This is a genomic window from Bacillus sp. FSL K6-2431 (genome assembly GCF_038005165.1).
In the GTDB taxonomy this organism is placed as follows: Bacteria; Bacillota; Bacilli; order Bacillales; family Bacillaceae; genus Bacillus; species Bacillus pumilus.
In genome coordinates this window covers 3,210,228-3,225,605 of sequence record NZ_JBBOSQ010000001.1, presented here as the reverse complement: position 1 = coordinate 3,225,605, position 15,378 = coordinate 3,210,228, and the positions used below count along the sequence as shown (strand labels likewise).

General features: G+C 41.6%; 13 protein-coding genes. 1 reads left to right on the top strand and 12 read right to left on the bottom strand.

The features are described from left to right. Positions 1–102: 102 nt before the first annotated feature. The 6 genes from pnpS to MHH40_RS16255 form a co-directional block, all read right to left on the bottom strand. Entirely contained in the window at positions 103–1,845 is a 1,743-nt protein-coding gene (gene pnpS / locus MHH40_RS16280; protein WP_106029038.1) for a two-component system histidine kinase PnpS, read from the bottom strand. Beyond that, positions 1,838–2,566 (bottom strand): response regulator transcription factor, encoded by a 729-nt coding sequence (locus tag MHH40_RS16275; protein WP_340901327.1) that lies wholly within the window; start codon positions 2,564–2,566, stop codon positions 1,838–1,840. Before MHH40_RS16275 ends, pnpS begins: the two co-directional genes overlap by 8 nt. Positions 2,567–2,753: 187 nt before the next feature. Further along, entirely contained in the window at positions 2,754–3,692 is a 939-nt protein-coding gene (gene mdh, locus MHH40_RS16270; RefSeq protein WP_003216833.1) for a malate dehydrogenase, read from the bottom strand. Between the two features lie 34 nt (positions 3,693–3,726). Next, on the bottom strand, positions 3,727–4,998 hold the full coding sequence (icd, locus tag MHH40_RS16265) for an NADP-dependent isocitrate dehydrogenase (RefSeq protein WP_003216780.1): 1,272 nt from the start codon (positions 4,996–4,998) through the stop codon (positions 3,727–3,729). Between the two features lie 149 nt (positions 4,999–5,147). Further along, positions 5,148–6,266, bottom strand: a complete 1,119-nt coding sequence (gene citZ / locus MHH40_RS16260; RefSeq protein ID WP_008346063.1) for a citrate synthase — start codon at positions 6,264–6,266, stop codon at positions 5,148–5,150. 375 nt (positions 6,267–6,641) lie between these two features. After that, a complete protein-coding gene (locus MHH40_RS16255) occupies positions 6,642–7,106 on the bottom strand; it encodes a DUF441 domain-containing protein (RefSeq protein ID WP_050943590.1) in 465 nt (154 codons plus the stop codon). A gap of 100 nt (positions 7,107–7,206) precedes the next feature. On the opposite strand from MHH40_RS16255, the gene ytvI reads away from it, so the two are divergent. After that, on the top strand, positions 7,207–8,325 hold the full coding sequence (ytvI, locus tag MHH40_RS16250) for a sporulation integral membrane protein YtvI (RefSeq protein WP_050943589.1): 1,119 nt from the start codon (positions 7,207–7,209) through the stop codon (positions 8,323–8,325). Positions 8,326–8,350: 25 nt separating this feature from the next. On the opposite strand, the gene MHH40_RS16245 is transcribed toward ytvI, so the two are convergent. The 6 genes from MHH40_RS16245 to MHH40_RS16220 form a co-directional block, all read right to left on the bottom strand. Then, a complete protein-coding gene (locus MHH40_RS16245; RefSeq protein ID WP_003216718.1) occupies positions 8,351–8,740 on the bottom strand; it encodes an FxsA family protein in 390 nt (129 codons plus the stop codon). A gap of 103 nt (positions 8,741–8,843) precedes the next feature. Next, positions 8,844–10,604, bottom strand: coding sequence for a pyruvate kinase (gene pyk / locus MHH40_RS16240; protein ID WP_050943588.1), 1,761 nt, complete (start codon positions 10,602–10,604; stop codon positions 8,844–8,846). 27 nt (positions 10,605–10,631) lie between these two features. After that, on the bottom strand, positions 10,632–11,591 hold the full coding sequence (pfkA, locus tag MHH40_RS16235) for a 6-phosphofructokinase (protein WP_012010865.1): 960 nt from the start codon (positions 11,589–11,591) through the stop codon (positions 10,632–10,634). Positions 11,592–11,933: 342 nt separating this feature from the next. Further along, a complete protein-coding gene (gene accA, locus MHH40_RS16230) occupies positions 11,934–12,911 on the bottom strand; it encodes an acetyl-CoA carboxylase carboxyl transferase subunit alpha (protein ID WP_003216264.1) in 978 nt (325 codons plus the stop codon). Further along, on the bottom strand, positions 12,896–13,771 hold the full coding sequence (gene accD, locus MHH40_RS16225) for an acetyl-CoA carboxylase, carboxyltransferase subunit beta (protein WP_050943587.1): 876 nt from the start codon (positions 13,769–13,771) through the stop codon (positions 12,896–12,898). Before accD ends, accA begins: the two co-directional genes overlap by 16 nt. 304 nt (positions 13,772–14,075) lie before the next feature. Next, the gene (locus MHH40_RS16220; RefSeq protein WP_050943586.1) at positions 14,076–15,308 is read right to left on the bottom strand and encodes an NAD(P)-dependent malic enzyme; all 1,233 of its coding nucleotides are present in this window, start codon (positions 15,306–15,308) and stop codon (positions 14,076–14,078) included. Positions 15,309–15,378 lie beyond the last annotated feature (70 nt).

Below are 15,378 nucleotides of genomic sequence, written 5' to 3'. Positions count from 1 at the left end.
CTTGGATGAAGGGGTTCCTATTCATCCTATCAATGAATGTTTAACAAAACATGAATTCATTGTAAAGATCATGTAAATTTTAACGTGACTTTCCTTTTTTCTCTATGTCGATTTCAGGCTCACTGTAAAAGTCGTTCCTTTACCTTGTTTGCTGCGGACAGAAATTGTTCCTTCATGCGCTTCCACAAGGTGTTTGACAATGGCAAGGCCAAGACCTGTACCGCCTGAATTCCTGCTTCTATCTTTATCAATTCGATAAAATCTCTCAAATATTCTTGGAATCTCACTTTTCTTCATACCGATCCCTGTATCTGCTACATCAAATTCATAGGCACCTTTTCTCGGTCTTGCTGAGATGGTGACACTTCCTCCCTCTGGTGTATAGGTCAGGGCATTATTAACGAGATTGAGGAAGATTTGCTTTAACCTTAGCGGGTCTGCCATGACATAGACCGGTTCTTTCGGGACACGCACGTGTAATTGAATGCCTTTTTCTGTAGCCTTTTGTTTTAACAGCACTTGAATCTCTTGGATGATTTCTGTCGCATTGGCTTCTTGAATATTCAGCTTGAATTGCTGCTGCTCAATTTTAGAAAGATCAAGTAAGTCTTGAATCAATGTTTCTAGACGGACACTCTCTTTTAAAATGATAGAAAGGAATTCTGTCAGTGCTTCTTTGTCATCAATCGCGCCATCAAGAAGGGTTTCAGAAAATCCTTTAATCGACGTAATCGGTGTTTTTAACTCATGAGACACATTGGCAACAAAGTCTTTTCGCATCTGCTCCAGCTGCTTCGTTTCTGTCACGTCATGAAACACGAGGACAATTCCTTTCCATTCATCGTCTGTACTTAAAATGGGTACACCATCCACTTGGAAGTAGCGTCGTTCAATGTCAACGGCTAGACGTAAAAACTTCCGCACCTTCGTTTCTGTCATGAAAATTTCGTCAATTAATTCGATAATCTCTTCATGGGTAAACGCTTCATGATAAAGCTTGTGCATGTAAATGTGCTTTTGCACCTTAAACTGCTTGCGGAAGGTTCGATTGACGAGGTGGATATACCCCATCTTATCAATCAATATAATCCCCGCTCCAATATTTTCAATGACCGTTTGCAGCCGGTCTCTCTGCATTTCACCAGCACTTGTCATTTCTTGAAGACTTTCTGCCAAACGCTTCATGGAAGTATTCAGTTCACTTGTTTCAATCATCAGCTCTTCATAATTATTCGTATCATAGTTCCCGCGTTCTAGCTGTTTAGCTACCTTTGTCGCATAATCAATTGGTTTCACATATTTCATCGACATGCGGTACCCAAAGAAAACGATAATGATAATCGCCGAGCCAAGACAAAAGGCTAGGGCAAGCCAAAGCTGGCCGTCAATTTCATTTAAAGGCTCGTATGACGCATGGAGAAATAAATAACCCGCCGGTTCGTTTTGTTTTAAGATCGGGACAGCATAATGGAAAAGCGCATCCTTCTCATCGTCAATAACGACCCCTTTTGTTTGGAGACGTTCATTGTTTAGTGTGTTTTGAATGACGGCCTTTTGTTCTGCTTGACCCGTTGTATGTATGATCTTCCCCTTTAAATCCACAATCGACGCATTCATATCAAAATGCTGCTTTGCCTGATTGAGGACCTCTTTGTTTTGCTTCGCCTTTAAATCATCACCATTCATAGAAGACAGGAGAAAGCTCGATTCCTTTTCCATTCGTTCCGTTAATTTTGTTTCATAGAAAACATGGAACATGTGATCTAGGAAAAGACCAAGTGCCACAAACACAATAAAAAGGAGAAAAATGAGTCCCGAAAACAGACGGGTTCTAATTTTACTCATTTGACTTTGGCTCCTCCAATTTGTAGCCTAAGCCGCGAATCGTTTTAATGTATGTTGGTTTTTTTGTGTTCTTTTCAATTTTGTCCCGCAAGTGACTAATATGGACATCCACAATACGAGTGTCACCTGCAAAGTCATAATTCCAAACGGCACTTAGCAATAAATCACGCGTGAGGACACGTCCTTTATGCTTCGCCAAATAAAGCAGCAGTTCAAATTCTTTTGGCGTTAGCTCTAGACGTTCTTCCTGGAAATAGACTTCGTAGTGTTCTGGTAAAATACGCAGTTCACCAATTTTGATTTGATCTGCAATGATCTCTTCCTTCTCCTCTTGCGTGGGGATAGGCTGAGATTGCTGTGCTCTTCTCAAGATGGCTTTTACCCGAGCACCCACTTCTCTAGGACTGAACGGCTTTGTCATGTAATCATCGGCCCCAAGCTCAAGACCTAGCACCTTATCAAATTCATCGTCCTTTGCTGTCAGCATTAAAATAGGGAACATCATTTTTTGAATTCTCAGTTGTTTGCACACTTCAATGCCGTCCATCTTCGGAAGCATTAAATCTAATACAATGAGATCAGGCTGTTCACTTGCTGCTTTTTCAAGTGCTTCTTCCCCGTCTCTTGCTGTGACGACATCATAGCCCGCTCTTTCGAGGTTATAGCTTAGAAGTGTTACAATCGATTCTTCATCATCCACAACTAATATTTTTTTATTCATGTTGTGCCTCCAATTAGTGATTTCCCCTGCATCCGTTTTTTTGTATCTTATGTGAAAAGCGAGAAGTCATGCTTTCTCTTTCATTTTAACGAAAGCTTAACAAGAGAACAATTTAAAATTTCGACAAGATTTGTTTTGTAAACAAAAAGAAGACTCCTCATCAGAGAAGCCTTCTTTTTTATTCATATTAAGACAATACTTTCATGACATTCTTAACAGATTCAACAGAACGGTCAAGCTGACTTCTTTCTTCTTCTGTCAGCTCAAGCTCGATGATCTGCTCAAGGCCGTTTCCACCTACGATTGTTGGTACACCTAGGTAAATGCCTTCGTAGCCATATTCACCTTCAAGGTAAGCAATCGTCGGCATGACGCGGCGCTGATCTTTAAGGATCGCCTCAACCATTTCAACTAGTGAAGCAGCAGGAGCATAATATGCACTACCGTTACCTAATAGGTTCACGATTTCGCCGCCGCCTTTTCTTGTTCTTTCAACAATTGCATCAATTCGCTCTTTAGGAATCAATGTTTCAAGCGGGATACCGCCTGCATAAGAGTAACGAACAAGAGGAACCATGTCATCGCCATGTCCACCAAGCACAAAGCCCGTCACGTCTTTAACAGATAGGTTTAATTCTTGAGCAACGAACGTACGGAAACGTGCTGTATCAAGAATGCCCGATTGTCCAATGACTTTTTCTTTTGGTAATCCTGATTCTTTATAAACTGCATACGTCATTGCATCAACAGGGTTTGTTAATACAACAATGATTGTTTCTGGAGAATATTTAACGATTTCGCGTGTCACACTGCGCATGATTTTTTCATTTGTTGACACGAGATCGTCACGGCTCATTCCCGGCTTTCTTGCAATTCCCGCCGTAATGACCACGACATCAGAACCGGCTGTATCTTCGTAGTTAGAAGTTCCTGTAATGTTTGCATCGAAGCCTTGAACAGGACTTGCTTCCAGCATATCAAGTGCTTTCCCTTTTGTTGGGTTCTCAAGCTGCGGGATATCGACTAATACGACGTCCGCTAATTCTTTTTGAGCCGTTAGAAATGCTGTAGTTGCTCCAGTAAAGCCTGCTCCGATAACAGATACTTTTTTACGCTTGTTTGCCATTTCCTTTTTCCCCTTTAACTTTAAAGTTTAAGAATCAAGACAAGTTTTTGATGAGCTCGTCAGCAAACTCAGAACATTTCACTTCTGTTGCGCCATCCATTAATCTAGCAAAATCGTAAGTGACGACTTTTGATGCAATTGTATTTTCAACAGATTGAATCACTAGATCAGCTGCTTCCTGCCAGCCAAGGTGCTCAAGTAAAAGCACGCCTGATAGAAGAACAGAAGATGGGTTCACTTTATCAAGACCAGCATATTTTGGTGCTGTTCCGTGAGTCGCTTCAAAAATAGCGTGTCCTGTTTCGTAGTTGATGTTCGCACCTGGTGCGATACCAATTCCACCTACTTGTGCTGCAAGAGCATCAGAGATGTAATCTCCGTTTAAGTTCATTGTTGCCACAACATCGAACTCAGCTGGACGAGTTAGGATTTGTTGAAGGAAAATATCTGCAATGCTGTCTTTGACAATAATTTTGCCAGCAGCTTCTGCTTCACTTTGCGCTTTATTTGCCGCATCTTTTCCATCTTGTTCTACAATACGATCATATTGTGCCCATGTAAAGACCTTGTCGCCAAACTCTTTTTCAGCCACTTCGTAGCCCCAGTTTTTGAAGGCACCTTCTGTGAATTTCATGATGTTTCCTTTGTGAACAAGTGTCACAGACTTACGGCCTTGGTCGATTGCATATTGGATAGCCGCTCTGACAAGGCGAGAAGTTCCTTCTTCAGAAACTGGCTTGATTCCGATACCTGATGTTTCTGGGAAACGGATTTTGTTTACACCTAATTCGTTTTTCAAGAAGTCAATTAACTTCTTCACTTCGTCTGATCCTTGTGCATACTCGATACCAGCATAGATATCTTCTGTATTCTCACGGAAGATGACCATATCTGTGTCTTCTGGACGTTTCACAGGAGACGGTACGCCTTTGAACCAGCGAACTGGACGTAAGCATGTGAATAGATCAAGCTCTTGTCTAAGTGCCACGTTTAATGAACGGATTCCTCCGCCGATTGGTGTTGTCAGTGGTCCTTTGATTGCGATTAAGTATTCACGAATGTCTTCAAGTGTTTGCTCAGGAAGCCATTCTCCAGTTTTATTGTAAGCTTTCTCACCGGCATATACTTCTTTCCAAGTGATTTGCTTTTCACCTTTATATGCTTTTTCTACAGCGGCTTCAAGTACTCTTGATGCTGCTTTCCAAATGTCAGGACCGATTCCGTCCCCTTCGATAAACGGGATGATTGGATTATTTGGTACATTCAATACGCCGCCAGTAACTGTAATTTTTTCGCCTTGTGACAATGATATTACCTCCCAGGTTATGTAGTGAATATTTGAAACTTCTTGGCTTGATGTCTGCAAGCGAAGAAGTTTTTCACGTGATTCGTTTTTTGTTGATCTAGAGGCTGATTGGCCTTCGTGAGGATCAGCCCCCGCTTATTCTATAAACATTAGTCTCTTTCACTGATCGGAACAAACGTTTGAAGATCAGGTCCAATGTAGTCAGCTCTTGGACGGATGAGACGATTGTTGTCATACTGCTCTAAAATGTGAGCAATCCATCCAGAGAATCGGCTGATCACGAAAATTGGTGTAAACAAGTCATGATCAATCCCAAGACTGTGATATACAGATGCAGAATAAAAATCAACATTTGGTGGAAGATTCTTCTCTGATGTCACGATTTCCTCTGCGCGAACAGACATTTCATACCATTTCGGCTCGCCAGTCAGGTTTGTTAAACGCTGGCTCATTTCTTTTAGATGCTTTGCACGCGGGTCACCTTGACGGTATACGCGGTGGCCAAAGCCCATAATTTTTTCTTTCTTCTCTAGCTTACCATGAATATAGGAATCTACGTTTTCAACTTCGCCAATTTCTGAAAGCATCTTCATCACGCCTTCGTTGGCTCCGCCATGAAGTGGTCCTTTCAGCGCACCGATAGCCGCTGTTACACCAGAGTAGATATCTGATAGTGTAGCAACACATACACGCGCTGTAAATGTCGATGCGTTTAATTCATGATCAGCATGTAGAATGAGTGCCTTATCAATTGCCTCAATTTCTACTGGTGACGGCTCTTCGCCATTTAGCATATACAAGAAGTTCGCAGCATAGCTGTATTCTTCTTTTGGCTGTACAGGCTCAAGTCCCTTACGAATGCGTGAAAACGCAGCGACTAGTCCAGAAATTTTCGCCTGTAAGCGAATGGCTTTTCTGTAATTTGCTTCTTTGTCCATAATCTCTGATTCGTCATCAAGTAATCCTAGTAAGGATACCGCTGTACGAATCGCAGACATTGGATGAACCCCATCCAGCGAATACGATTTAAAGTGCTCAATGATTTCTTGCGGAATGTGAGCATTTTCGTTGAGCTGCTGTTTTAACTCACTCAGCTCTTGCTCATTCGGCAGCTTTAAGTGCCATAACAGGTAGACAATTTCTTCGAATGTAGCTTTTTCAGTTAAATCATCGATATTGTACCCTACATAAGTAAGAGTATCATCAATAATTGAGCTTACGGATGAAGTTGTTGCCACGATACCTTCAAGACCTCTTGTTGCTGTCATGTTCAATCTCCCCTTTTTAAAAAGATTCCCCTTCGTTGCAGAATTCTCGCTTTTTGAAAGCGCTATCCAATCCGAATAAGTCGGCACGTTCAAAAAAGAAAATGCTTACATTTACCTATACGGTTAGAGCGCTTTTAGCCTCATATCTCTTGTGTGATCAATGAGTTCAAAATTAAGCCTATTCCCATTATAAACAATAATCAGACATTTGTTAAATGTTTAACTATAATTTTTTTTGATATTTTTTTTTCCAGTCTTCCATATCAGGCATGGAATAAAGGGATTTTGCTTCTTTTATTATATTTAATTATGTTTTTTTGCAAAAGCTCACGCAAGAAAAAAATAAAAAAGAAAGTGGCATGAACCACTCTCTTTTCAACCGCTGAAAAATTTCACAGCCTGCATCGCCAAATAAGCAATTCCTGCTCCGATCAGCGGACCGACAGCTACCCCTTTAAATAAGCTGACTGCCAAAATCGTCCCGAACACAAGCGCTGCTGTGATATGCGGATCATTTTCGAGTAGCACAATACCATTTTTTGCGATTAATGCTACTAATATACCCGCTCCAAGTGCAATCCAAGCATAAGAAGATTTCATGGCTTCTCCAAGCTGCTTAAATCCAATGTCACCTGTTGCAATAGGAACAAGCACAGCAATTGTAATGACGGTGACGCCCCAATTGATGCCCTTCGATTGAAGAACTGGGAAAAATTTTTGATCCAAACCAATCAGCTTAATCCCAATGAGCACAGAAACCGCTAAAATTAATGAATTGTTTTTTGCAATAAGTGCAATAACGAGTAAAAGAACCAAAAATAAATTTGCTTGAGTAAACATACGCCGCCCCTTCCTTTCTTTTTATTGCGACCTTTTCATATTACTAATCTTTTTGAATAAAATGAAGTATCGGACATGCTTGTTTTTTGGAGGGGATTGTGTGAATCACACCTATATGGCCATTTTTCTACGAAGTTTGATGATGATCAGCATTGCTGTTTTTGCGGTTGTCTTTTTATATCAGTCTTTTTCTTTTTTATATCCTTTTTGGATTGCACTTATTGTATCCTGCCTGATTCACCCTGCTGTATGCAAAATAGAAGAGATCACCGGAATGCCGAGAGGATTTGTTGTCGTCATTGTACTACTGCTCTTTTTAGTAGTAGCAGCCGGTTTCATCACACTCTTAGTAGCAGAAATCATTTCAGGAAGTGCTTATTTGGCAAAGGTTCTGCCTGGTCACCTTGATCGCATGATTGGGATTGTGGAACAGTTTTTTACAGATAAGATCCTGCCTTTGTACCATGATGTAACCGCCCAATTTAATACACTGCAAGCTGGTCAAAAGGAATCGATTTTGGGACAAATCCAAGCGCTAGGCGATGAAGCTGCCGCAAAAATAGGGACTTTTCTTTCAAAAACACTCGAGCTCATCCCGGCTTTTTTAGGTCTTTTGCCTGATGCAGCCGCAACCCTTTTGTTTTCTGCATTGGCGACTTTTTTTATCACGAAAGATTGGTTTACATTAAAAAAATATGGTTCTCGTATCTTTCCCGCAAAATGGATGCAGCATACACGAGCCATTTTATCTGAAATCAAAAAAGCCATTACCGGTTTTATGAAGGCGCAGCTTTTGCTTGTTGCGATGACCATCGGCCTTGTCATCATTGGACTGATCATCTTAAAAGTCGAGCACGCCCTTGTCATTGCTTTATGTATTGGGTTTGTCGATTTACTTCCTTATATCGGGAGCGGCACCGTTTTTCTGCCGTGGATCATTTACTCCGCCATGACAGGAAACCTTTCACTCGCCATCGGGCTCGGCATTTTGTATATTGTCGTGCTCATTCAAAGACAAATATCAGAGCCAAAAGTCTTAAGCAAATCCATTGGGCTTAATCCTTTAGCCACGCTTGTGGCGCTATTTGTCGGGTTAAAATGGTTGGGTTTCCTCGGACTCGTCATTGGCCCTGCTTCCCTTGTCGTGTGGCAAGCATTTCGTAATGCAGGTGTTTTCAGGGATATCTATCAGTACATTCGGTACGGCATGCAAAAGTAAAAGAGACCTTCAGCTCAAGGTCTCTTTAGCGAATAATTGTATAGCGACTGCGATTAGACATGTTTCTGAGCCAGCGTTCAAAAAGCGGCTTGATTTGCTTTCTCGTCATCGGAATGAGCAGCAGCGCACCGATGATATCTGATAAGAAGCCGGGAATGAGTAGCAGCAGACCGCCGATTAGAATGCAAAAACCATCGACAATCGCTACCCCTGGCATTTTGCCATATTGTAAATCTCTTTGCACTTTTTGAAAAGCTTCGATTCCTTGTTTTCTTGCAAAATAAGCACCTAATGCACTCGTGAGTACGATCATCAGCATCGTTGGCAAAATGCCAATGATTTTACTTGATATTAAAAATAAACTGATTTCCACGGCAGGGAACAGAATCAATAATAGTAGCAAATATTTTTTCAAGCCATATCACCTCATGGGGTATCTTTCACCCGAAAGCTGTTTTACTTTTTTAGTGTAACATAAAAAAAGAGAGGAGTCAGACAACTCCCCTCGTGTGTATCAATTAAAGGACGCTTGCACGGCCTTTGTAGATCGCTCCGCGTGCCGGATCTACTGTAATCTCTTCGCCTTCTTTTAGCAGTGTTGTTGCACCATCAAGACCTACAATCACTGGAATGCCAAGGCTAAGTCCAACGACTGCTGCATGGCTTGTTAGTCCGCCTTCTTCAGTGATCAGGGCAGATGCTTTTTCTAAAGCACCCATCATATCACGGTCTGTACAGTTTGCAACAAGAATTGCACCATCATACATTTTTTCCTCTGCTTCTTTTCCGCTTTGCGCAATGACAACCGGTCCAAATGCAGATTTACGGCCAATTCCTTGACCTTTCGCAATGATGTCACCGACAACATAAACTTTCATTAAGTTTGTTGTACCTGTTTCACCAACTGGCACACCAGCTGTAATAACGATTAAATCGCCATGTCTCACGTAGCCTGTTTCAATCGATTTCTCGACTGCATTCTCAAGCATTTCATCAGTAGACGTCGTTTTTGAGCCGCTCTTTGCAAATACACCGAATACAAGAGATAGCTTTCTCGCAACTGATTCGTTTGCTGTAACTGCTACGATTGGTGCTTTTGGTCTATATTTTGAAATCATTCTCGCTGTATGACCGCTTTCCGTAGGTGTCACAATCGCTGCAACGTCAAGCTTCATCGCTGTATGTGCAACAGATTGACCGATGGCATCTGTAATGCTGACATCTACTTCTTCGCTTCTGCGAGAAAGAATGGCTTTATAGTTGAGTGCATCTTCTGAACGTGATGCAATGTTATGCATCGTTTGTACAGCTTCTACTGGATATGTTCCTGCTGCTGTTTCACCAGAAAGCATAATCGCATCTGTGCCATCAAAAATGGCATTTGCCACGTCACTTGCTTCCGCACGAGTTGGACGAGGATTACGCTGCATGCTATCAAGCATTTGGGTCGCTGTGATGACTGGTTTGCCTAAGCGATTGCATTTTTTGATCAGCATTTTTTGAACAAGTGGTACTTCTTCTGCCGGGATCTCTACACCAAGATCTCCACGTGCAACCATCAAACCGTCTGATACCTCAAGGATTTCATCGATGTTATCAACACCCTCTTGGTTTTCAATCTTAGGAATGATTTGAATGTCAGCTGCGTTATTCTTTTCAAGAAGCTCACGAATTTCAAGAACATCAGAAGCTCGTCTCACAAAAGAAGCTGCGATGAAATCGACGCCTTGTTCAACTCCGAACAGAATATCATTGGCATCCTTTTCTGTAATACCTGGCAGGTTCACACTTACACCTGGTACGTTTACACCTTTTTTGTTTTTGAGCGTGCCTGTATTCATGACCTTTGTGACGATTTCTTTGCGGTCCATGTTAATTTCTTTCACTTCTAAACCAATAAGACCATCATCTAATAGAATCGTTGAGCCTACTTCTACATCATGAATTAACTCTTCATACGTCACACTAATTTTTTCCGTATTTCCAACAATGTCTTCCATACTTACGATAAGATCTGCACCAGCGACTAGCTCAATTGAGCCGTTTTCAACTGTGCGTGTACGGATCTCTGGACCTTTTGTATCAAGAAGGATCGCAATGTCCTTGCCTAATGTTTTACCTGCTTTACGAATGTTTTCAATGCGTGCACCATGCTCTTCAAAATCTCCATGAGAGAAGTTTAGTCTGGCTACATTCATTCCTGCTTCAATCAATTCAGTCAGCTTTTCAATAGTTTCACTTGCTGGACCGATTGTACAAACGATTTTTGTCTTTCTCATTACTGTTCCTCCTAAGGTCTTCTCGTTTTATATAGAGAGCTCTTGTGAAAGTCGGTACATATTTTGATCGACTGTATGTTTTTTATCTAAGATATCTAAAATATCGTGGTGAACGAGTTCGTTGCTTTGAATGCCCACACAGCGTCCGCCTTTTCCTTCAAGAAGAAGTTCTACTGCGTATGCTCCTAAACGGCTTGCGAGTACTCGGTCAAATGCGCTTGGAGAACCTCCGCGCTGAATATGTCCTAAGACAGATACACGGGTTTCAAGGCTTGTCTCCTCTTCAATCCGCTTACCAAATTCAACACCGCTGCCTACGCCTTCTGCGACGATGATGATACTGTGCTTCTTGCCGCGCTCGTGCCCTCTTCTTAATCTCGCGATAATTTCATCCATGTCATAGTCTGCTTCAGGAATCAAAATAGATTCGGCTCCGCCTGCAAGACCTGACCAAAGAGCAATATCACCAGCATGTCTTCCCATTACTTCCACTACGTATGTACGTTCATGAGATGTGGCTGTATCACGAATTTTATCAATGGCGTCAATGACTGTATTCAGTGCTGTATCAAAGCCAATAGTGAAATCAGTACCTGGGATATCGTTGTCGATTGTACCCGGGACACCTACACATGGAAAACCGAGCTCAGTTAATTTCTTCGCTCCCATGAATGAACCGTCTCCGCCAATCACAACAAGTCCTTCAATACCGAATTTTTTTAAGTTCTCAATGCCTTTTTCACGACCTTCAACTGTCTTGAATTCAGGGCATCTTGCCGTGTAAAGTTTTGTTCCTCCACGATGAATGATATCGCCAACTGAACCTATTTCAAGTTTCTCAATTTTACCGTTAATTAGACCTGAATATCCATTATAAATACCGTAAACTTCAACATTATGGTAAATCGCTTTCCTTACAACTGCGCGCACAGCTGCATTCATTCCTGGGGAATCCCCACCGCTCGTTAAAACTCCTATACGCTTCATCTTTTTCACCTCAGAGACCATATATGAATTAAACATACCATTTCCACTGCTTGAAAACAATCATGAGCAAAACCGGATGTTTTCAATACGTATTTCTAAAACCGTACTTATTATACAATTAAATAAACCGTTTTTAAACAAAAGTTAAGAAAGTCATGAAAGCAATTCTTTCAAAAGCGAGGAATATCCAGCCTTCTAAAGCCCACCGTATCAGGGTTTTCAGACGTTTCAAACTTTATGAAAACAAAAGAAAATTATTTTCAAATAGCGCTTACATGAGGTCGGTTTTCATGAAAAAGGATGAAAAAAAATAAACGCCAGCCAAAAAGGCTGTACGTTTATTTAGTTTACCCCAATATATTGATTTTCAACCGATACTTTCCCGATTGCTTTGTATTTTTGATATCTTTGTTCGACTAGTTCTTCAGGTGTTAGTTTGAGCAAAGATGTAAGTGACTGTTTTAATGTTTTTTCAATGTAGGCTGCTTGTTGTTTCACGTCTCGGTGTGCTCCACCTTGCACTTCTTTAATAACATCATCTATAATATCTAATTCTTTTAGGTCTGGAGCCGTAATTTTCATTGATTCTGCAGCTTTTTTCGCAAGTGATGAGTCCTTCCAGAGCAGTGCTGCTGCACCTTCAGGTGAAATCACTGAATACGTTGAATTCTCTAGCATGTATAGGTGGTTTCCTACGCCTAAGCCTAGTGCGCCGCCACTTCCGCCTTCTCCAATGACAATACAGACAACCGGTACACGAAGTCCTGCCATTTCGAATAGGTTTTTCGCAATTGCTTCACTTTGCCCGCGTTCTTCAGCTGCTTTACCAGGATAAGCTCCTTTTGTATCAATAAAACAAATGATCGGGCGATTAAATTTATCTGCTTGTTTCATCAAGCGCAGCGCTTTACGGTAGCCTTCTGGATGAGGCATTCCGAAATTACGGCGCAAGTTTTCTTTTGTATCTTTACCGCGCTGATGGCCAATCACCGTGACAGGAAGCCCTTTAAACGTGGCAATTCCTCCAACGATCGCTTCATCATCGCCATAAAAACGGTCACCGTGACACTCGAAAAAGTTGTCAAACAGCTCTTGAATGTAATCGAGAGTTGTTGGGCGCATCGCATGACGAGCAATCTGTACTCTGTCCCACGGTTTTAAATTTGTATAAATGTCTGCTTCAAGTTTGCTCAGACGTGTTTCAAGACGCTCAATTTCTGCACTTAAATCCATTTCTGAGTTTTGTGTGAACTTTTTCAGTTCATCAATTTTCGCTCGAAGTTCAATGACAGGTTTTTCAAATTCTAGTTCTCCAGCCACTCTCGTTCACCTCCTGTGCTGTGTAATGCTAAGATTCGGCCTAGTGTTTCTTTCATCTCTGCACGATGAATGACAGCATCCAATTGACCATGCTTCATTAAAAATTCAGCCGTTTGGAAGTCCTCTGGCAGGTCTTCACGAATGGTTTGTTCAATGATTCTACGACCTGCAAACCCAATTAAAGCACCAGGTTCTGCAAAGTTGTAATCACCAAGAGACGCGAAACTAGCTGATACACCGCCAGTTGTTGGGTTCGTCATCACAGAGATAATCAAACCTTGATCCTCGCTGAACAGCTTTAATGCTGAGCTTGTTTTTGCCATTTGCATAAGACTGAGGATCCCCTCTTGCATTCTCGCTCCGCCAGATGCAGTAAAGATGATAAATGGCACCTTGTCCGCTTTTGCTTTCTCGATCGCAAGTGTGATCTTTTCACCAACAACTGAGCCCATGCTGCCCATACGGAATGTGGCATCCATGACAGCGATCACAGCAGGCTTGCCTTCAATTTCACCTTGACCTGTGACAATGGCTTCATTCAAAGACGTTTTTTCTCTGTCTTTCTCAAGCTTTTCTTCGTAGCCTGGGAATCCGAGCGGGTTTTCTGAGATCAGATGCCCGTTAAATTCTTCAAATGTGCCTTCGTCAACAAGGCTGTCAATACGCTGTTTTGCATTCATTTGCAAATGTCTACCGCAATTCATGCAAACACGTAAATTTTTATCTAGTTCTTTGGTGAGCATTATTTTTTTACATTGCGGACATTTGGTCATGATGCCTTCAGGCACATCTTGACTTGCCTGTTCAGAGGGTACAGATGCATATTTTTTCTTTTTACTGAAAATATTTTTGATTGACAAATGACTACCTCCCTTTTTGAAGGGTTTTTTCTTTACACGCACATCCACTATTATAGGACATGTCATAACTGTACCGAAACTATTGTACTTTTTTTGTCAAACGCTGTCATCCTTCATTCAATTTTTTCAGTGGGGAATTGATGAGAAATGAGTATGTGTTTGGGGCGCTGAGCAGTTGATATATGTGAATTGTGAACGTCTACAAAAAAATATCATTCCGGATGAAAAAATTTTCGCGTATGAGAGGAAATGGTGCACGTCTTTCCTCCAATTTCAGAAAGAACGTGCACACTTTTCCAATTGATTATTCGCCGATAATCGTTAATTTTCTTGTTTTTTCAGCGACTTCTTCTGGGTCGACTTTGATTCTTGCAACACCAGTTTCCATTGCTGCTTTTGCTACTGCTTTTGCTACCGCTGGTGCTACACGTGCATCAAATGGTTCAGGGATGACGTATTCAGCTGACAATTTATCATCTGAAACAAGAGAAGCAATTGCTTCAACGGCTGCAATTTTCATTTCTTCGTTAATGTGGGTTGCACGTACATCTAGTGCTCCGCGGAAAATTCCTGGGAATGCCAGTACGTTGTTTACTTGGTTCGGGAAGTCAGAACGGCCAGTTCCTACAACACTTGCGCCTGCTGCATGTGCATCTTCTGGCATGATCTCTGGATTAGGATTCGCCATTGCGAAGATGACAGGATCTTTTGCCATTTTGCCAACCATTTCTTTTGTTAGAGCGCCTGCTGCTGAAACCCCAATGAAGACGTCAGCGCCTTCAATCACTTCTTCTAATGAACCTTCTTTACGGTCTTGGTTCGTGAATTTAGCCACTTCGTTTTTCACTGCATTCATACCGTTCGGGCGGCCTTCGTAAATTGCGCCTTTTGTATCACACATGATGATATCACGTACACCGAAATGATATAGAAGCTTGATAATCGCAATTCCCGCTGCTCCAGCGCCGTTTGCCACCACTTTGATAGAGGACATTGATTTTCCAGACAGTTTCAGTGCATTTACAAGTCCAGCTACTGTCACAATCGCTGTTCCGTGCTGATCATCGTGGAACACTGGAATGTTTGTCTCTTTTTTCAAGCGCTCTTCGATAATGAAGCAGTTTGGAGCTGCAATATCTTCAAGGTTGACACCGCCAAACGTTGGCTCAAGAAGCTTTACTGTTTCAACGATTTTGTCTACATCGTTTGTCGCAAGCGCGATTGGGAAGGCATCAACGCCAGCGAAGCTTTTGAATAATACAGCTTTTCCTTCCATGACTGGAAGAGATGCTTCTGCACCAATATTTCCAAGCCCTAAAACAGCACTTCCGTCTGTGACAACAGCGACCATGTTGCCTTTCATTGTATAATCATACACTTTGCTTGTGTCGTCATAAATATCTTTACATGGTTCTGCAACACCAGGTGAGTAAGCCAAGCTCAAGTCTTTCGCATTTTTCACTTGTACTTTTGATTTTGATTCAAGTTTGCCTTGATTCTCTTTGTGCATATGTAATGCTTCTTCTCTTAATGACATGTGATGAACACTCCTTCAAGTGGAAAATGATTTAATGAATTGCTAAGTTGATAAGCACATACTGGCAGTT